This is a genomic window from Citrobacter sp. RHB20-C16 (assembly GCF_013890155.1).
Lineage (GTDB): Bacteria > Pseudomonadota > Gammaproteobacteria > Enterobacterales > Enterobacteriaceae > Citrobacter_A > Citrobacter_A amalonaticus.
On sequence record NZ_CP057630.1, the window covers coordinates 3,816,711 to 3,835,136 of the forward strand.

Consider the following 18,426-nt stretch of genomic DNA (forward strand, 5'->3'; position numbering starts at 1 on the left):
TGACCTGTCGAAGTCGACAAGTCGTGATTCATTATGAATGCTCAAACAATACCATCGATTCCAGGTGTCCCGTGTGGGGGAACATGTCAAGCATCGCCAGCCGTTGTATTTGATATCCTGCGCGTAATAACGCCTCACTATCCCGCGCCAGCGTGGCAGGATTACAGGATACATAAACAACGCGGCCAGGCTGCAATTTTATAATATGTTGCATCACGCCCGCAGCCCCTGCGCGCGCAGGGTCGAGCAAGATTTTATCAAAACCGTTTTTGGCCCACGGCTGTCGGGTAACATCCTCTTCAAGATTTTCATGAAAGAATGTCACATTGTGTAATCCATTTTGTTGTGCATTTTCGCGCCCTTTTTCCACCAGCGCAGGCACGCCTTCCACCCCGACAACGCTTGCCGCCCGGGTTGCCAACGGGAGTGTGAAATTGCCCATCCCGCAGAAGAGATCCAGCACGCGATCGCCAGGCTGTACGTCCAGCCATTCCAGCGCGCTGGCCACCATTTTCTGGTTCACCCCTGCATTGACCTGAATAAAATCACGCGGACTGAAGTTTAAGCGTAGCCCGTTTGATTCATACCAGGGCGTCTGACCAGAAACCGTTTCCAGTATCTCGCTTTGCGGTGCCAGATACAGAGACAGTCCCTTTGAATGCGAAAAGCGTTCCAGTTTTTCGTTATCCGCGCGACTTAACGGCGCGGTATGGCGCAGAATCATCAGCGTACCGCTGTCTGCCTGCACCAGTTCAACATGTCCCAGATGGCGAATTCCCTGCAGGCTGCCAAGGCATGCCCTGAGATCGGGCAGTAATGCTTCAAGTTGGGGCACCAGAATGGGGCACTGTCTGACATCAACGATGTCACTGGACGCTGACTTGCGAAATCCCATCTGGAACTGCTGGGTCTTGGGTTGGAAGTTGAGACTTAAACGTGCGCGACGGCGATAGCCCCACGGCGCATCGGCGATCACCTCGGTGACATCGTTATTCATCAGGCGTGACAGCGCGGCGCTTTTACTGCGCTGCTGCAGTTCGATACTCGCGTGCTGTTGCTGACAGCCGCCGCAAATGCCAAAGTGCGGACAGCGCGGCGTGACGCGATCCGGGCTATCATTCAAACGGCGCTTAACCTGAGCTTTCGCGTACTGTTTTTTATCTTCGGTGATCGCCACGTCCGCACTTTCATGCGGCAACAATCCGGGGATAAACAACGTCTTTCCATTGTGTCGCGCAACGCCCTGACCAAAAGAATCGAGGTCATTGACGGTAACGGTTATGATCTGGCGCGTCGTCACGCGCCGTTTTGCAGAGTAGAATTGCGCCATCGACGAGAATATTCTCAATTTAACAGTGTGACCCTAATTGTCCCATAACGGAACTCCATGACCAACTACAGCCTGCGCGCTCGCATGATGATTCTGATCCTGGCCCCGACCGTGCTTATCGGTTTACTGCTTAGTATCTTTTTCGTTGTGCATCGCTACCACGACTTGCAGCGTCAACTGGAAGATGCCGGTGCCAGTATCATCGAGCCTCTCGCGGTCTCTACCGAATACGGTATGAACCTGCAAAACCGCGAATCCATCGGCCAGCTCATTAGCGTTTTGCATCGCCGCCACTCAGAGATTGTGCGGGCGATTTCGGTCTACGACGAGAACAATCACCTCTTCGTCACCTCGAATTTCAATCTCAATCCGTCGGAAATGCAACTGCCTCCGGGCTCACCGTTTCCGCGCCGACTGAGCGTTGAGGGTCAGGGCGATATTTTAATCCTGCGCACGCCGATCATTTCAGAAAGCTATTCGCTTGACGAATCCCCGGCCACTGATGCGAAAAACGCGGGTAATATGTTGGGATATGTGGCGCTTGAACTCGATCTCAAGTCGGTCCGCTTACAACAGTATAAAGAAATCTTCATTTCTTCCGTCATGATGCTGTTTTGTATCGGCATTGCGCTGATCTTTGGCTGGCGTCTGATGCGCGATGTGACAGGGCCGATTCGCAACATGGTCAATACGGTTGACCGCATCCGCCGGGGGCAACTCGACAGCCGCGTGGAGGGCTTTATGCTCGGCGAGCTGGATGTGTTGAAAAACGGCATTAACTCAATGGCCATGTCGCTCGCAGCCTATCACGAAGAGATGCAGCACAATATCGATCAGGCGACCTCCGATTTGCGTGAAACGCTCGAGCAGATGGAGATCCAAAACGTCGAGCTGGATCTCGCGAAAAAGCGTGCGCAGGAAGCCGCGCGCATCAAGTCTGAATTTTTGGCCAACATGTCCCATGAGCTGCGCACCCCGCTGAACGGCGTGATCGGCTTTACGCGCCTGACGCTGAAAACCGAGCTGAATACCACCCAGCGCGACCACCTGAATACCATCGAGCGTTCGGCAAATAACCTGCTGGCAATCATCAACGACGTTCTCGATTTCTCTAAGCTGGAAGCGGGTAAACTTATTCTCGAAAGCATTCCCTTTGCCCTGCGCAATACGCTCGATGAAGTGGTGACGCTGCTGGCACATTCATCGCACGACAAAGGGCTGGAGCTGACGCTCAATATTAAGAATGACGTACCGGATAACGTGATTGGCGACCCGCTGCGTTTGCAGCAGGTCATCACTAATCTGGTCGGTAACGCGATTAAATTCACCGAGAGCGGCAACATCGACATTCTGGTGGAAAAGCGTTCGCTGAGTAACACCAAAGTGCAGATCGAAGTGCAGATCCGCGATACCGGCATCGGTATCCCCGAGCGCGACCAGTCACGCCTGTTCCAGGCTTTCCGTCAGGCCGATGCCAGTATTTCCCGTCGCCACGGCGGTACCGGACTGGGGCTGGTGATCACGCAGAAGCTGGTTAACGAGATGGGCGGCGATATCTCCTTCCACAGCCAGCCGAATCGCGGCTCAACCTTCTGGTTCCACATCAATCTCGATCTGAATCCGAATGTGATTAAGGATGGCCCGGCGACCACCTGCCTGGTGGGTAAACGTATTGCCTACATCGAGCCAAATGCCGCCGCCGCGCAGTGTACGCTGGATATTCTTAGCGAAACGCCGCTGGAGGTGATTTATAGCCCAACGTTTTCCGCACTGGCCGTTGAGCACTACGACTTTATGCTGCTTGGCGTTGCCGTCACCTTCAAAGAGCCGCTGACAATGCAGCACGAGCGGCTGATTCAGGCAACCAAAATGACCGAATTCCTGATGCTGGCGCTGCCGTGCCACGCTCAGGTGAACGCCGAGAAACTCAAACAGGACGGTGTGGCAAGTTGTCTGCTAAAACCCCTGACCTCCACGCGTCTGCTGCCCGCGCTGGTGGATTTGTGTCGTCAGAATCACCCCGAAAGCGCGCTGGTCTCAGACGAAAGCAAAATTGCCATGACGGTTATGGCGGTTGATGATAATCCAGCCAACCTGAAGCTGATTGGCGCACTGCTGGACGATCTGGTTCAACATGTTGAGCTGTGTGATAGCGGCCAACAGGCGGTCGATCGCGCGAAGCAGATGCAGTTTGATCTGATCCTGATGGATATTCAGATGCCGGACATGGATGGCATTCGGGCTTGCGAACTGATCCACCAGCTTCCTCATCAACAGCAAACCCCGGTGATCGCCGTCACCGCGCACGCGATGGCAGGCCAGAAAGAGAAATTGCTGAGTGCCGGAATGAATGACTATCTGGCAAAACCGATCGAAGAAGAGAAGTTGTTTAATCTGCTGCAACGCTACAAACCTGGCGCAAGTGTTCCGACACGCCGGCTTAGCGCTGAACCGATCGAACCGGTTTTCAACCCAAATGCCACGCTGGACTGGCAACTGGCGCTACGACAGGCCGCCGGAAAACCCGATCTGGCACGCGATATGCTGCAAATGCTGATCGATTTTCTGCCGGAAGTGCGTAATAAAATCGAAGAGCAGTTGGTAGGGGAAAATCCACAAGGATTAATCGATTTGATTCATAAGCTGCATGGCAGTTGCGGTTATAGCGGCGTACCGCGCATGAAGAATTTGTGTCAGTTGCTGGAAAGCCAGTTACGCGAAGGGACGCCAGAAGAAGATCTGGAACCCGAGTTTCTGGAACTGCTGGACGAGATGGATAACGTGGCGCGTGAAGCGCGAAAATGGCTATTGTAGGCCGGACAGGCAGCGCGCCATCCGGCCTGTCGATCAGCGTAGCGTCTGTCCCATTTTGAGCGTCGCCGCGACGTTGCGCGCGGTCATGCGCACGTTCTCTGCGGCGTTCTTCAACGCATCGTCCAGCGTACAGATGGTATAAATCACGCTAAAGACGGCATCCAGCCCATGTTCATGGACGATGCCGACATCGGCCGTCAGGCTGCCGGCAATACCGATCACCGGTTTGTGGTAGCGCTTTGCCACCTTCGCCACTCCTACCGGAACTTTACCGTGGATCGTCTGGCTATCCATGCGCCCTTCGCCGGTCACCACCAGATCGGCATCCGCAACGCACGCATCCAGTTGTAGCGCATCGGTGACTATCTCAATTCCGCGTCGCAGTTGCGCACCGCAAAACGCATACAGCGCCGCGCCCATACCGCCTGCCGCACCACCGCCAGCCAGTTCAAGGACATCCACCTCCAGATCGCGGGCGATAATCTGCGCATAATGCACCAGTGCCGTATCCAGACGATCGATCGTCTCTACCGTCGCCCCTTTCTGTGGGCCAAACACCGCTGACGCCCCCTCTTTACCAGTCAGCGGGTTAGTCACATCACACGCGACTTCAATACGGCATGCGGCAAGACGCGGATCCAACTGGCTGATATCGATCCGTGTAAGCGCATCGAGCGCTGCTCCGCCCTTACCAATTTCATTCTGCCGGGCATCGAGCAATTTTGCCCCCAACGCCTGCACCATGCCCGCACCGCCGTCGTTGGTCGCACTGCCGCCGAGCCCGATAATAATATGATCTACGCCAGCATCCAGCGCATGACGAATCAACTCCCCGGTTCCCCAGGAGGTTGTCTTTAATGGATCGCGTAACGCGACAGGCACCTGCTCCAGGCCGCTGGCTGCCGCCATCTCAATGAAAGCCGTGCGCTCGTCGCCGGATAAGCCGAAAAACGCGGTGACGGTTTTCCCCAGCGGACCCGTGACGTCGACATCAACAATGCGTCCCGCCGTCGCCGCCACCATGGCTTCAACTGTTCCTTCACCGCCATCAGCAACCGGAAGTTTTACGTAATCCGCATCGGGCCAGATTTCACGAAAACCTTGCTCAATGGCGTTCGCCACCTCGAGAGCACTCAAACTTTCCTTATACGAGTCCGGTGCGATCACTATTTTCATAAGCCGTCCTTACGCATGTTGACTCAGCTAAGCATACACCCGGTTTACCAATAAAAAATAACCGGTCCTTTTGGGACCGGTCGACATCTTAACGAACCATGCATGGACGTTTGTTATCGAACGTCCAGTTCGGGATCAGATACTGCATCCCCATCGCGTCATCACGCGCGCCCAGACCATGCTTCTGATACAGCTCGTGAGCTTTCATTACCTGGTCCATATCCAGTTCAACGCCCAGACCCGGTTTCGCCGGTACCTGCACCATACCGCCTTTAATTTCAAACGGCGCTTTGGTCAGACGCTGGTTGCCTTCCTGCCAGATCCAGTGAGTGTCGATCGCCGTGATCTTGCCCGGCGCCGCCGCAGCCACATGGGTAAACATCGCCAACGAAATGTCAAAGTGGTTATTGGAGTGTGAACCCCAGGTCAGACCGAACTCATGGCACATCTGCGCGACGCGCACAGAACCCTGCATCGTCCAGAAGTGCGGGTCAGCCAGCGGGATATCCACCGACTGTAATGACAGCGTATGGCCCATCTGACGCCAGTCGGTGGCGATCATATTGGTCGCGGTCGGCAGACCGGTGGCGCGACGGAACTCCGCCATCACCTCACGACCCGAGAAGCCCTGCTCAGCACCACACGGATCTTCCGCGTAGGCCAGCGAACCTTTCAGGTATTTACCGATTTTGATCGCTTCATTCAGTGACCAGGCACCGTTAGGATCCAGTGTGACGCGCGCCTGTGGGAAGCGTTTTGCCAGCGCCACAATCGACTCCGCCTCTTCTTCCCCAGCCAGCACGCCGCCTTTCAGTTTGAAGTCATTGAAACCGTATTTTTCATACGCCGCTTCTGCCAGACGGACGACCGCATCGGGTGTCATCGCTTCTTCATGACGCAGACGATACCAGTCGCATTGCTCATCCGGTTGGCTCTGATACGGCAGCGGTGTGGCTTTGCGGTTACCGACGAAGAACAGATAGCCGAGCATTTCTACTTCGCTACGCTGTTGACCGTCCCCCAGCAAAGACGCCACGTTTACGCCCAGATGTTGTCCCAGCAGATCCAGCAGCGCAGCTTCAATGCCGGTGACCACGTGGATGGTGGTACGCAGGTCAAACGTTTGCAGACCGCGGCCGCCTGAGTCACGATCGGCAAAAGTATTGCGCACCGCATTCAGCACGTTTTTGTACTCACCAAGCTGTTTACCCACCACCAGCGGGATCGCGTCTTCCAGCGTCTTACGGATTTTTTCGCCACCGGGGATTTCACCCACGCCAGTATGACCGGAATTATCTTTGATAATCACAATATTACGCGTGAAGAACGGGGCATGTGCTCCGCTCAGGTTCATCAGCATACTGTCGTGGCCCGCAACCGGAATAACCTGCATTGCCGTTACAACAGGAGTAGTAAATTGTGCGTTCATTGTTGAGTCCTTATACAAGTCAGTGACGGCCGAAAACGGGACGTTTACGGTCAAAAGTCCAGCCGGGGATCAGGTACTGCATCGGACCGGCGTCATTTCGCGCACCGCCTGGCAGTTTTTTGTAAGCGTCATGCGCCTTCTGCACCTGATCCCAGTCCAGTTCAACACCCAGTCCAGGCGCGTGAGGGACAGCAATTTTTCCGTTTTTAATCTCAAGAGGATTTTTCGTCAGGCGGCAATCGCCCTCCTGCCAGATCCAGTGCGTGTCGATGGCGGTCGGTTTACCCGGCGCTGCCGCGCCAACGTGGGTAAACATCGCCAGTGAAATATCGAAGTGGTTGTTAGAGTGGCAGCCCCAGGTCAGCCCCCAGTCGTCGCACAACTGTGCCACACGTACCGCACCGGAAAGCGTCCAGAAATGCGGATCGGCAAGCGGGATATCAACGGCATTCAGCATTACCGCATGGCCCATTTCGCGCCAGTTAGTGGCGATCATGTTCGTCGCCACCGGCAATCCCGTGGCGCGACGGAATTCGGCCATCACTTCGCGCCCGGAAAAGCCCTGCTCGGCGCCACACGGATCTTCTGCGTAAGTGAGCACATCGTTCAACCCTTTGCACAGCGTGATCGCCTCTTCAAGCAGCCAGGCACCGTTGGGATCAACGGTAATACGCGCATCCGGGAATCGCTTTTTCAGCGCGCGAGCGGTATCGATCTCTTGCTCACCTGGCAGCACGCCGCCTTTGAGTTTGAAATCTTTAAAACCGTAGCGATCCTGCGAGGCTTCCGCCAGACGCACCACGGCATCGCTGTTGAGTGCTTCCTGATGGCGCAGGTGATACCAGTCGTGGTTGCCCGGTGTGGTCTCCAGATAAGGCAGATCGGTTTTGGTTCTGTCGCCCACGTAGAAAAGATAACCGAGCACGGTCACTGCATCACGCTGCTTGCCTGGCCCTAACAGTTCGCAGACCGGCACGTTGAGCGCCTTGCCCAGCAGATCAAGCAGCGCGGCTTCCAGCGCGGCCACCGCATTGACACGCAGTTCGAATGTCCAGGCACCTTTGCCAAAAGTATCAAAGTCAGCGGCCTGATTGCCTTTGTGGACCTGCTGGACCACTTTATTCAGTCGGGCCACTTCCTGACCGAGCACCATCGGAATGGCATCAACCAGCGTCTGGTAGATAACCTCTCCGCCCGGCGCTTCACCGACGCCGGTGTTCCCGGCGTTATCGGTTAGTACCACGATATTGCGGGTAAAATACGCGTTATGCGCACCGCCAATGTTGAGGAGCATACTGTCATGTCCGGCGACCGGAATGACCTTCATGTCCGTGATAACGGGGCTGGATTGTGTCGTCATGATAGTTGTCCTGCGACCGGTTTCAGTTCGATACGTTTAATATCCCCCACCAGCACCAGGTAGCTCAGTACCGCGATCAACGCATGCACGCCCACATAAATCAGCGCACCGTTGAAGGAGCCGGTCGTGCCAACGATGTAGCCAATGGCAATGGGTGTCACGATGCCAGAGATGTTGCCGAACATGTTGAACAGACCCCCGCTCAGGCCACTGATCTCTTTCGGCGCTGTATCAGCCATCACCGCCCAGCCCAAGGCACCGATACCCTTACCAAAGAACGCCAGCGCCATGAAACCGATGATCATCCACTCGACGTTGACGTAGTTACAGAACACCATCACCATCGACAACAACATCCCCATCACGATAGGCGTTTTACGCGCAATGTTCAGTGAGCCGGTCCGACGCATCAGCCAGTCGGAGATAATGCCGCCCAGCACCCCGCCGATAAATCCGCACACCGCAGGAACCGAGGCCACAAAGCCCGCTTTCAGGATCGACATACCGCGAGCCTGTACCAGATAAACCGGGAACCAGGTGATAAAGAAGTAGGTCAGCGCGTTAATACAGTACTGACCGATATACACACCGATCATCATGCGGGAACCCAGCAACTGCTTGACCTGTCCCCATTTCACGCTAAGCGGCACTTTGGCTTTGGTGTCTTTCTGATCCATGTTGATCAGCGCACCGCCTTCTGCTATGTATTCCAGCTCTTTCTTGTTCACGCCCGGATGCTGGTTTGGCTCGTGGATCACTTTCAGCCAGATAAAGCTGATGACAATCCCAAGGCCGCCCATAAAGAAGAACACATGCGACCAACCCACTTCGTGCGTCAGCCAGCCCATGATTGGGGCAAAAATAACGGTGGCAAAGTACTGCGCAGAGTTAAAGATTGCGACCGCCGTTCCCCTCTCCTGTGCCGGGAACCAGGCCGCGACGATGCGACTGTTGCCGGGGAAGGACGGCGCTTCCGCCAGACCGACGAGGAAGCGCAAGGTAAACAGCGCGACGATAATGCCGAATCCGCTGAAGATATCGACGAAGCCCTGTAACAGGGTAAACATGGACCAAATGAAGATGGACCAGAAGTAAACGCGTTTGGAACCAAAACGGTCCAGCAGCCAGCCGCCCGGGATCTGCCCGATAACGTAGGCCCATGAGAACGCAGAGAAAACGTAACCCATACCGACCGGATCCAGACCAATATCTTTGGCCATCTCCGAACCGGCAATGGATAAGGTGGCGCGGTCGCCATAGTTGAAGGAGGTGACGATAAACAACATCACCACTATCCAGTAGCGGGCGTTGGTGCGTTTTTCCGCACCGCTCGCAGCCTGACTTAATGAACTCATTGTTGCACTCCTGAATTTTCGCGTTAGTCACGCTCACTCTGAACAGCACAACTGGTAGGGGATCAGAGGTGACGTTTCGTGTTTTTTATTGCAGCTTTTATTAGGTCGTTCGCCTTGCTAACTGCATTTTTTATAACTGGCAGGAGAAGTATAAAAAGCACCCGGTTCTTGCTCACCGTGCAAGAACCCAACATTTAGGTGATGTATCACTTATGTTTATGGCAAAAGCCCAGGGTGATGGAAGCGACTTCACGGAATTGAAAACCTGTAACGGAAATCGCGTGGGACTTACGTGGAAAAGGCAGGAGTGTGAAACAGGTCGCTTGACCCTATGAAAACGCCCCTAAAAACCCTTCTATGTTGAGGGTATTTAGGGGCGTTTGCCCGAGGCTAACTCGATTCAGTATGGGTAGCATAGCATCAGGTTGTTCCCGTGCCTGGCACCATAAGAGAGCCCCTCCCGGTAGGGGGAGGGTTCACTCTCAGGATAAGAGTGTGCCCCAATGTTCAACCCAGGGATTGGATTCGCTTTCGGGCTCCGGGTGCTCACTGGCATCAATCAACAACATTTCCCCCACGCGCTGCGCGCTTTGCTCCTGTAACAGGGCATCAAACTGTTTACCGCCATTACAGAAATTGACGTAGCTGCTGTCGCCTAACGCAATCACGCCGTAACGCAGATTTGGCTGGAAACCCAGTTGGTCTTTGATTCCCTGAAACAACGGCACAATACTGTCAGGTAAATCGCCCTGCCCGGTCGTAGAGGTGACCACCAGCGCGATTTTATCCTGATATTTCTGCCAGTCCGTCAGTTCAGGATCTTCAAAAACAGTCGCATTGTGCCCCTGGGCCGTCAGGATCGCTTCGGCCTCTTCGGCCACCAGTAGCGCGTTACCATACATTGTCCCGACAAAAATCCCGATTTCCGCCATGCTTAATTACTCCCTGAATGAAGAACGTATGCGTTCATCCTGACCTGCTGGCTCACTTAACTCAACCCTTTCATTATCAGGGAGAAGTCCCTGCCAGCCAAACTGTGATAGCGCCTGCATCCAGACCGTATCCAGCCCGGCATGAATCGTCAACGGTTCACCGGTAAACGGATGAGTCAGCGAAAGCTGGCTGGCATGCAGCATCAGTCGGTTGCAGCCAAAATGTTCCGCTGCACTGCGGTTCTGCCGCAAATCGCCATGCTTGCTGTCGCCAATAATCGGATGGCGCAGGTGCGCCAGATGACGTCTGAGCTGATGCTTGCGTCCCGTTTGCGGATCCAGTTCCACCAGTCCGTAACGAGTCGTCGGATAACGCCCGGTTGCCACGGGCATTTCAACGGTGGCGAGGCCACGGTAATGAGTTACCGCAGGCTGTGGGTCTTTGTTTTCGCGGGCAAACTTGTCGGCGATTTTATCCAGTTCCTCCACCAGCGGATAATCGAGTACCGCCTCTTCCATTAACCAACCACGGACAATGGCGTGATAGCGCTTTTGGATCTGGTGTTGCTCAAACTGCTGCGCGAGACGGCGTCCGGCTTCACTGGATAAGCCCATCAGCAGGACGCCGGATGTTGGTCTGTCGAGGCGATGCGCGGTAAACACATGCTGACCAATCTGGTCACGCACGGTCTGCATCACCACCACTTTTTCGTCTCGATCCAGCCAGCTGCGGTGCACCAGCCAGCCGGAAGGCTTGTTGACCGCAACCAGCCATTCATCCTGATACAGAATTTCCAGCATCAGGGTTTATCTTGCGCAAAAAGCGCATCCAGCGCCTGCAACGCCTCCAGCAGGATTTCGCGCTGCGGATGATCGGCGGTCAGCGCCATTTCGTAATAAGGTGCGACGGCAAACGCCTCGGGCAGCGGTTGCGCACTGTCCAGTAGCGCATGCATGCGGGGGATAAGGACCCATTGCAGCCACTCAATGGGTTCCATCGTATCCATACAAAACGGTTGGGTGCTGGTAAACAGGTGGGCTTCGGGTTCATCCATCCGCCAGTGTTGATGCTCACGCAGCAACGCTTCAAGTGCATGAAGCTGCTGACGCACACGGTCATGAGTCGTCATGAAAGTCACCTCAATGATGAAAAATCTGGCGCGAAGGATACCACCAGTAAAATGAGAAGCAAAAAAAGGGAGCACTGTAAAAACAGTGCTCCCGGTTCGTTTCGCAGCATTCCAGCTACTTTTTGTGCTCCCTGCTCATCCGTGACAACTTTTCCTCTGGTCTTGCGACCTGTTGTTCATCCTGAACATTTTGCATCCTGCTCACACCACCCCGATGTGATTACTTCATCCTGAAGCATCCTGGCCATCCTGACCCACCGACTATCCTGACCGGCTCTCGTTCTCCTTCCTGGAGGTGTCCTTTAACGCATTCCCGCGTTATCCTCTTCACTTCATCCTGAAGCCTTTCCCTGTAACACCGTCCTGGTGTGTCCTGCTGAAGTGTCATCATCCTGATGTTCACTTCGTTGTGCGACTCCCTGTCGACGTACATAGAATCGCCTTTTTCACGCCGTCTTACAAGATGCTTACAGGCAATGCCTTAAGGAAAATTTCATATGAAAGTTGACATAAAATCATTAACTCGATGATTTATTAGGTTATTAGCCATTTTTACTTCGTGATATCTTCATTTACTACCTGGCGATCTCCTACAGGGCTTGTAAGAGATCTCTCACATATTCATGAGTGAAATGGATTACAGAAGAGGATTAAGGTGCGTAAGGAAATCCGCAAGAGAAGGGGCCAGGACGGAACGATTACGGGTTCCCAGCGTTTCTTTGATCACTTCCCCCGACAGATTGCAGAGCGAAATGACCTCCAGTTCATTGTCCAGTGTGGCAATAAAAAGGGTCGGCGACAGTTTCAAACGTTTCTGCGTCACCAGATGACCAATCAGGTTCTCCTGAACCCGTCTGAAATCATCCACGCTCCAGGTTTGCAACAGCGTCAGCGTTTCGCTGCCTGACTGCGCGCGCATATCCCCGGCAAACTGCGTGGTATAAAATGCGTGAAGCGCAGGTTGTACCACAATATCGAAGGCGCGTTCAACCGCGTTTACATTCTGTTCACCTTCAAACGGCTGCGGTTGCCAGTACACAGCATCACGGGTAGTCGAGATAATGCAGGGAGAAGGCACGCCATACAGTTCTTCGCTCATCGGCCAACTGCCGTTTTTTGCATGCCATGCGTCACAGTAACGCGCCGTAAAATCCTTCAGGGCTAAAGCTGTCTGTTCGTCCACCGGTTTCTCTCTTCATAAAAGCCAGGATACACTTGGCGCCTAGTGTATCTGGTTTATGACGGTGAAACATGTCTTCTTATGAAAACCATCAGGCTCTTGATGGCCTGACGCTCGGTAAATCAACGGATTACCGGGATATTTACGACCCCAGCCTGTTACAGGGCGTGCCTCGCAGTCTGAATCGCGACCCGCTGGGTCTAAAAGCTGACAGCCTGCCGTTTCACGGTGCCGATATCTGGACGCTGTATGAACTGTCATGGCTGAATGCCAGGGGATTACCACAGGTGGCGGTGGGTCAGGTGGAACTGGATTACACCAGCCTCAATCTGATTGAATCCAAAAGCTTTAAGCTGTATCTGAACAGTTTTAACCAGACGCGGTTTGACTCCTGGGAAGCGGTACAACAGACGCTGGAAAACGATTTGCGCGCCTGTGCTGAAGGGAAAGTGACCGTTGCGCTATACCGTCTCGATGAGCTGGAAGGACAGCCGGTCGCGCATTTTCACGGCACCTGCATTGATGATCAGGACATTGACATCGATAACTACCAGTTCACTACCGATTATCTGCAGTCCGCCACCAGCGGTGAAAAAGTGGTAGAAGAGACGCTGGTGAGTCATCTGTTGAAATCAAACTGTCTGATCACCCATCAGCCGGACTGGGGCTCCATACAAATTCAGTATCGCGGACGCAAGATCGATCGCGAAAAACTACTCCGTTATCTGATCTCTTTCCGCCATCATAACGAGTTTCACGAGCAGTGCGTAGAACGCATTTTCAACGACCTGCTACGCTTCTGTCAGCCGGAAAAACTGAGCGTTTATGCACGCTATACGCGCCGTGGTGGTCTGGATATTAACCCATGGCGGAGCAACACCGACTTCGTTCCGGCAACCGGCAGATTAGTTCGACAGTGAATTATTTCACAATTTTGCGGGTCGGATTCCACGCGTAAGGTTGTGAAAGGTCATAAGCCAGGGCTATTGTACTCTACAGGGAATGACGTTTTGCGTCCCATAAGGAGTTTACTTGATTACACATATTAGCCCGCTTGGCTCAATGGACATGTTGTCGCAGCTGGAAGTCGATATGCTTAAACGCACGGCCAGCAGCGACCTGTATCAACTGTTTCGTAACTGTTCGCTTGCCGTTTTAAACTCCGGCAGTCTGACTGACAACAGCAAAGAGCTGCTGTCCCGCTTTGAAAGTTTCGACATTAACGTGCTGCGTCGAGAACGCGGCGTGAAGCTGGAACTGATCAACCCGCCAGAAGATGCCTTCGTCGACGGCCGTATCATCCGCGCACTGCAGGCGAACTTGTTTGCCGTGCTGCGCGATATTCTGTTTGTTAACGGGCAGATTCATAACGCGGGCCGTTTCCAGCATCTGGATCTCGAAAGCTCCGTGCACATTACTAACCTGGTGTTCTCTATTTTGCGTAATGCCAGAGCGCTGCACGTGGGCGAAGCGCCAAACATGGTGGTTTGCTGGGGCGGCCACTCGATTAATGAAAACGAATACCTGTACGCCCGACGCGTCGGGACACAGTTAGGTCTGCGCGAGCTGAACATCTGTACCGGTTGCGGGCCTGGCGCAATGGAAGCGCCGATGAAAGGTGCCGCGGTGGGCCATGCGCAACAGCGTTATAAAGACAGCCGTTTTATTGGGATGACTGAGCCGTCGATTATCGCCGCTGAACCACCGAACCCGCTGGTTAACGAACTGATCATTATGCCGGATATTGAAAAACGTCTGGAAGCCTTCGTGCGTATCGCCCACGGCATTATCATCTTCCCGGGCGGTGTCGGTACAGCGGAAGAGTTACTGTATCTGTTGGGGATCCTGATGAATCCGGCGAACAAAGATCAGGTTCTACCGCTCATCCTCACCGGCCCGAAAGAGAGCGCTGATTACTTCCGCGTGCTGGATGAGTTCATCGTGCATACGCTGGGAGAAGCCGCGCGCACGCATTACCGCATTATCATTGATGACGCAGCAGAAGTGGCGCGCCTGATGAAAAAAGCGATGCCGCTGGTGAAAGAGAACCGTCGTGATACCGGTGATGCCTACAGCTTCAACTGGTCGATTCGTATCACGCCGGATCTGCAAATGCCGTTCGAACCGTCCCACGAGAACATGGCCAACCTGAAGCTGTACCCTGACCAACCGGTTGAGGTACTGGCGGCAGACCTGCGTCGCGCCTTCTCCGGCATTGTAGCGGGTAACGTTAAGGAAGTGGGTATCCGCGCCATTGAAGAGTTTGGGCCATACAAAATCCACGGCGACAGTAAAATGATGCGTCGCATGGACGATCTCCTGCAAGGTTTTGTTGCGCAGCACCGTATGAAGCTGCCAGGCACCGCCTATATCCCCTGCTACGAAATTTGCGCCTGACGCGAAAAGCGTTTCATGGACCGGGAGCGGCGAATAGCCCTTCCGGTTTTTCTCTAATTACCAATGAGATAACACGTTCACTTTATTAAGCCTGCTAATACATCATACAAAAAATATCGCTGCGCAAACGATTACCTCGCTAATGCAACCGCGTTTTATCATCCAGAATTTAAATTAGTCACAACAAACCACTATAAAGATCGCTTTTTACAACGTAACCTCCGCATCTGTCTGGCAATCCTTTCTGTCAATATGTTGTTAATGCTAGCCTTCGCACGCGTAAATTCGCTGTGATGTTTTTTTAACAGACCAATGATCCAAAAATATCCACATTAGAAGTGGATTATTGCATTTGAGATCGCGATCACTGATAGATTCATTAGTTAAATGTATCTTTCTGCCCGCAAATTACTACGGTTAAAAATTTTATAAAAATCGTCGCTGCAAGAATTTCGTTTTACGGTCAGGAACATTTTCCTGATTTTTAGCTTCCTCCAGGAGAAATAGATGGAAACCATTCAAACCAGCACAATTGCTTCGACTGAATCACGAAGCGCATGGCGCAAGACCGATACCATGTGGATGCTGGGCCTTTATGGCACGGCTATCGGTGCGGGCGTATTGTTCCTGCCAATCAACGCAGGTGTCGGTGGGATGATCCCACTGATCATCATGGCAATCCTCGCCTTCCCGATGACCTTCTTCGCCCACCGTGGTCTGACTCGCTTTGTGCTGTCCGGCAAAAATCCGGGTGAAGACATCACAGAAGTAGTTGAAGAGCACTTTGGTATCGGCGCGGGTAAACTGATTACCCTGCTGTACTTCTTCGCGATTTACCCGATTCTGTTGGTCTATAGTGTCGCGATCACCAACACGGTTGAGAGCTTCCTGACTCACCAGTTATCCATCACCCCGCCACCGCGTGCGATCCTGTCGCTGATCCTGATTGTCGGGATGATGACTATCGTTCGCTTCGGTGAGCAGATGATCGTGAAGGCAATGAGCATCCTGGTGTTCCCGTTTGTCGCTGCACTGATGCTGCTGGCACTGTACCTGATCCCACAGTGGAGCGGTGCTGCGCTGGAAACCCTGTCCTTTGATTCTGCGGCTACGACTGGCAACGGTCTGTGGATGACCCTGTGGCTGGCGATTCCGGTGATGGTGTTCTCTTTCAACCACTCTCCGATTATCTCTTCTTTCGCGGTAGCGAAGCGTGAAGAATACGGCGACGCGGCAGAGAAAAAATGCTCGAAGATTCTGGCATTCGCTCACATCATGATGGTGCTGACGGTGATGTTCTTTGTCTTCAGTTGCGTACTGAGTCTGACTCCGGCGGATCTGGCGGCAGCGAAAGAGCAGAACATCTCGATTCTGTCTTACCTGGCAAACCACTTTAATGCGCCGATCATCGCCTGGATGGCACCGATCATCGCAATGATTGCTATCACCAAATCCTTCCTCGGCCACTACCTGGGCGCGCGTGAAGGTTTCAACGGGATGGTTATCAAATCTCTGCGTGGTAAAGGCAAGTCTATCGAAATCAACAAACTGAACCGCATCACTGCGCTGTTCATGCTGGTAACAACCTGGATTGTCGCCACCCTGAACCCGAGCATCCTCGGTATGATTGAAACCCTGGGTGGTCCAATCATCGCGATGATCCTGTTCCTGATGCCGATGTACGCAATCCAGAAAGTACCGGCAATGCGTAAATACAGCGGTCACATCAGCAACGTGTTTGTTGTCGTGATGGGTCTGATTGCTATCTCCGCGATTTTCTACTCCCTGTTCAGCTAAGTTGTTTAGCGCCGCTTTCGGGCGGCGCTTCCTCCCTGATATAACCGCAATGGATGCCCTATGATTAGCGTATTCGATATTTTCAAAATCGGCATTGGCCCTTCCAGTTCACACACCGTTGGACCAATGAAAGCTGGCAAACAATTCACGGATGATCTGATTGCCCGCCATATTCTGACGGATGTCACCCGCGTGGTGGTGGATGTGTATGGCTCCCTGTCGCTGACGGGTAAAGGCCACCATACCGATATCGCGATTATCATGGGTCTGGCGGGAAATCTGCCGGATACCGTCGACATCGACGCCATCCCGGGCTTCATCCAGGATGTGAACACCCACGGGCGACTGCTGCTGGCGAACGGTCAGCATGAAGTTGAATTCCCGGTTGATAAGTGCATGAATTTCCATGCCGATAACCTGTCTCTGCACGAGAACGGGATGCGCATTACCGCGCTGGCGGGCGATAACGTCCTCTACAGCCAGACTTATTACTCCATTGGCGGTGGTTTCATCGTTGATGAAGAACATTTCGGTTTACCGAACAGTGCACCGGTCAACGTACCGTATCCGTACAAATCGGCTGCCGATTTGCAAAAACACTGTCAGGAAACCGGACTTTCCCTTTCCGGTCTGATGATGCAAAACGAACTGGCATTACACAGCAAAGAAGAGCTGGAACAGCACTTTGCTAACGTCTGGGAGGTAATGCGCAGCGGCATTGAGCGCGGCATCACCACCGAGGGCGTTCTGCCTGGAAAACTGCGCGTTCCCCGCCGTGCGGCAGCGCTGCGTCGTATGCTGGTGAGCAGCGACAAAACCACCACCGATCCGATGGCGGTCGTTGACTGGATCAACATGTTCGCTCTGGCGGTAAACGAAGAGAACGCCGCTGGCGGACGCGTGGTTACTGCACCGACGAACGGCGCCTGTGGTATCGTGCCAGCCGTGCTCGCCTACTACGACAAATTCATCCGCGAAGTGAACGCTAACTCGCTGGCTCGCTACATGCTGGTCGCCAGTGCGATTGGCTCACTGTACAAGATGAATGCCTCCATTTCCGGCGCGGAAGTGGGCTGTCAGGGCGAAGTCGGTGTGGCCTGCTCGATGGCGGCGGCCGGTCTGGCAGAACTGCTGGGCGGCAGTCCGATGCAGGTGTGTATTGCTGCGGAAATCGGTATGGAACACAACCTCGGTCTGACCTGCGATCCAGTTGCAGGACAGGTTCAGGTACCGTGCATTGAGCGTAACGCCATTGCATCCGTCAAGGCGGTCAACGCAGCACGTATGGCCCTGCGCCGTACCAGCGAACCTCGCGTTTGTCTCGATAAAGTCATCGAAACCATGTACGAAACCGGTAAAGACATGAACGCCAAGTACCGCGAAACCTCTCGCGGCGGCCTGGCCATGAAGATTGTCACCTGCGATTAATCGTGCACTCAGAGGCCTCATTTTGCGAGGCCTCTTCCCGTTTTAGCCTCCTGCAATAGCCTGCTTCCGTCCTGAATGTTACCCTACACGCTGACTGG

General features: G+C 53.7%; 14 protein-coding genes. 5 read left to right on the forward strand and 9 right to left on the reverse strand.

Annotation, left to right across the window (positions count from 1 at the left end):
• Positions 1–31 precede the first annotated feature (31 nt).
• Positions 32–1,330: a 23S rRNA (uracil(1939)-C(5))-methyltransferase RlmD gene (gene rlmD, locus HVX64_RS18350; RefSeq protein WP_044254260.1), complete on the reverse strand. Its 1,299-nt coding sequence runs from the start codon at positions 1,328–1,330 to the stop codon at positions 32–34.
• Positions 1,331–1,387: 57 nt separating this feature from the next.
• On the opposite strand from rlmD, the gene barA reads away from it, so the two are divergent.
• Positions 1,388–4,144, forward strand: coding sequence for a two-component sensor histidine kinase BarA (gene barA, locus HVX64_RS18355; RefSeq protein ID WP_042999513.1), 2,757 nt, complete (start codon positions 1,388–1,390; stop codon positions 4,142–4,144).
• A gap of 33 nt (positions 4,145–4,177) precedes the next feature.
• On the opposite strand, the gene HVX64_RS18360 is transcribed toward barA, so the two are convergent.
• The 8 genes from HVX64_RS18360 to syd all read right to left on the reverse strand — a co-directional run bounded on the left by HVX64_RS18360 (position 4,178) and on the right by syd (position 12,709).
• Entirely contained in the window at positions 4,178–5,320 is a 1,143-nt protein-coding gene (locus HVX64_RS18360; protein WP_044254257.1) for a glycerate kinase, read from the reverse strand.
• Positions 5,321–5,408: 88 nt separating this feature from the next.
• Positions 5,409–6,749 carry a glucarate dehydratase gene (gene gudD, locus HVX64_RS18365; RefSeq protein ID WP_044254254.1) on the reverse strand — a complete coding sequence of 447 codons (1,341 nt, stop codon included), beginning with the start codon at positions 6,747–6,749 and terminating at the stop codon, positions 5,409–5,411.
• Positions 6,750–6,768: 19 nt separating this feature from the next.
• Positions 6,769–8,109, reverse strand: coding sequence for an enolase C-terminal domain-like protein (locus HVX64_RS18370; protein WP_042999510.1), 1,341 nt, complete (start codon positions 8,107–8,109; stop codon positions 6,769–6,771).
• Entirely contained in the window at positions 8,106–9,464 is a 1,359-nt protein-coding gene (gudP, locus tag HVX64_RS18375; RefSeq protein WP_042999509.1) for a galactarate/glucarate/glycerate transporter GudP, read from the reverse strand. The genes HVX64_RS18370 and gudP overlap by 4 nt, the downstream gene beginning before the upstream one ends.
• Before the next feature lie 482 nt (positions 9,465–9,946).
• Complete coding sequence (locus HVX64_RS18380; protein WP_042999508.1) at positions 9,947–10,396, reverse strand: flavodoxin; 450 nt, start codon at positions 10,394–10,396, stop codon at positions 9,947–9,949.
• Between the two features lie 6 nt (positions 10,397–10,402).
• A complete protein-coding gene (gene truC, locus HVX64_RS18385) occupies positions 10,403–11,197 on the reverse strand; it encodes a tRNA pseudouridine(65) synthase TruC (RefSeq protein WP_181825106.1) in 795 nt (264 codons plus the stop codon).
• Entirely contained in the window at positions 11,197–11,526 is a 330-nt protein-coding gene (locus tag HVX64_RS18390; protein ID WP_044254251.1) for a YqcC family protein, read from the reverse strand. Before HVX64_RS18390 ends, truC begins: the two co-directional genes overlap by 1 nt.
• Before the next feature lie 637 nt (positions 11,527–12,163).
• Positions 12,164–12,709 (reverse strand): SecY-interacting protein, encoded by a 546-nt coding sequence (gene syd, locus HVX64_RS18395; RefSeq protein WP_044254248.1) that lies wholly within the window; start codon positions 12,707–12,709, stop codon positions 12,164–12,166.
• 68 nt (positions 12,710–12,777) lie between these two features.
• Between syd and queF the strand changes: the two genes are divergently transcribed.
• From queF to sdaB, 4 genes are all read left to right on the forward strand, one after another.
• Positions 12,778–13,626 carry an NADPH-dependent 7-cyano-7-deazaguanine reductase QueF gene (gene queF / locus HVX64_RS18400; protein ID WP_044254245.1) on the forward strand — a complete coding sequence of 283 codons (849 nt, stop codon included), beginning with the start codon at positions 12,778–12,780 and terminating at the stop codon, positions 13,624–13,626.
• Between the two features lie 112 nt (positions 13,627–13,738).
• Positions 13,739–15,103, forward strand: a complete 1,365-nt coding sequence (gene ppnN / locus HVX64_RS18405; protein WP_044254241.1) for a nucleotide 5'-monophosphate nucleosidase PpnN — start codon at positions 13,739–13,741, stop codon at positions 15,101–15,103.
• Positions 15,104–15,610: 507 nt separating this feature from the next.
• Positions 15,611–16,900, forward strand: a complete 1,290-nt coding sequence (gene sdaC / locus HVX64_RS18410) for an HAAAP family serine/threonine permease SdaC (protein ID WP_042999502.1) — start codon at positions 15,611–15,613, stop codon at positions 16,898–16,900.
• 60 nt (positions 16,901–16,960) lie between these two features.
• A complete protein-coding gene (gene sdaB, locus HVX64_RS18415; protein WP_042999501.1) occupies positions 16,961–18,328 on the forward strand; it encodes an L-serine ammonia-lyase II in 1,368 nt (455 codons plus the stop codon).
• Positions 18,329–18,426 lie beyond the last annotated feature (98 nt).

Excerpts from the sequence above, each read along its gene's own strand:
- gudD (WP_044254254.1), bottom strand. The coding sequence starts at position 6,749 with ATGAACGCACAATTTACTACTCCTGTTGTAACGGCAATGCAGGTTATT.
- truC (WP_181825106.1), bottom strand. The coding sequence starts at position 11,197 with ATGCTGGAAATTCTGTATCAGGATGAATGGCTGGTTGCGGTCAACAAG.
- gudP (WP_042999509.1), bottom strand. The coding sequence starts at position 9,464 with ATGAGTTCATTAAGTCAGGCTGCGAGCGGTGCGGAAAAACGCACCAAC.
- sdaB (WP_042999501.1), top strand. The coding sequence starts at position 16,961 with ATGATTAGCGTATTCGATATTTTCAAAATCGGCATTGGCCCTTCCAGT.
- queF (WP_044254245.1), top strand. The coding sequence starts at position 12,778 with ATGTCTTCTTATGAAAACCATCAGGCTCTTGATGGCCTGACGCTCGGT.
- sdaC (WP_042999502.1), top strand. The coding sequence starts at position 15,611 with ATGGAAACCATTCAAACCAGCACAATTGCTTCGACTGAATCACGAAGC.
- HVX64_RS18370 (WP_042999510.1), bottom strand. The coding sequence starts at position 8,109 with ATGACGACACAATCCAGCCCCGTTATCACGGACATGAAGGTCATTCCG.
- HVX64_RS18360 (WP_044254257.1), bottom strand. The coding sequence starts at position 5,320 with ATGAAAATAGTGATCGCACCGGACTCGTATAAGGAAAGTTTGAGTGCT.
- barA (WP_042999513.1), top strand. The coding sequence starts at position 1,388 with ATGACCAACTACAGCCTGCGCGCTCGCATGATGATTCTGATCCTGGCC.
- HVX64_RS18380 (WP_042999508.1), bottom strand. The coding sequence starts at position 10,396 with ATGGCGGAAATCGGGATTTTTGTCGGGACAATGTATGGTAACGCGCTA.
- rlmD (WP_044254260.1), bottom strand. The coding sequence starts at position 1,330 with ATGGCGCAATTCTACTCTGCAAAACGGCGCGTGACGACGCGCCAGATC.
- HVX64_RS18390 (WP_044254251.1), bottom strand. The coding sequence starts at position 11,526 with ATGACGACTCATGACCGTGTGCGTCAGCAGCTTCATGCACTTGAAGCG.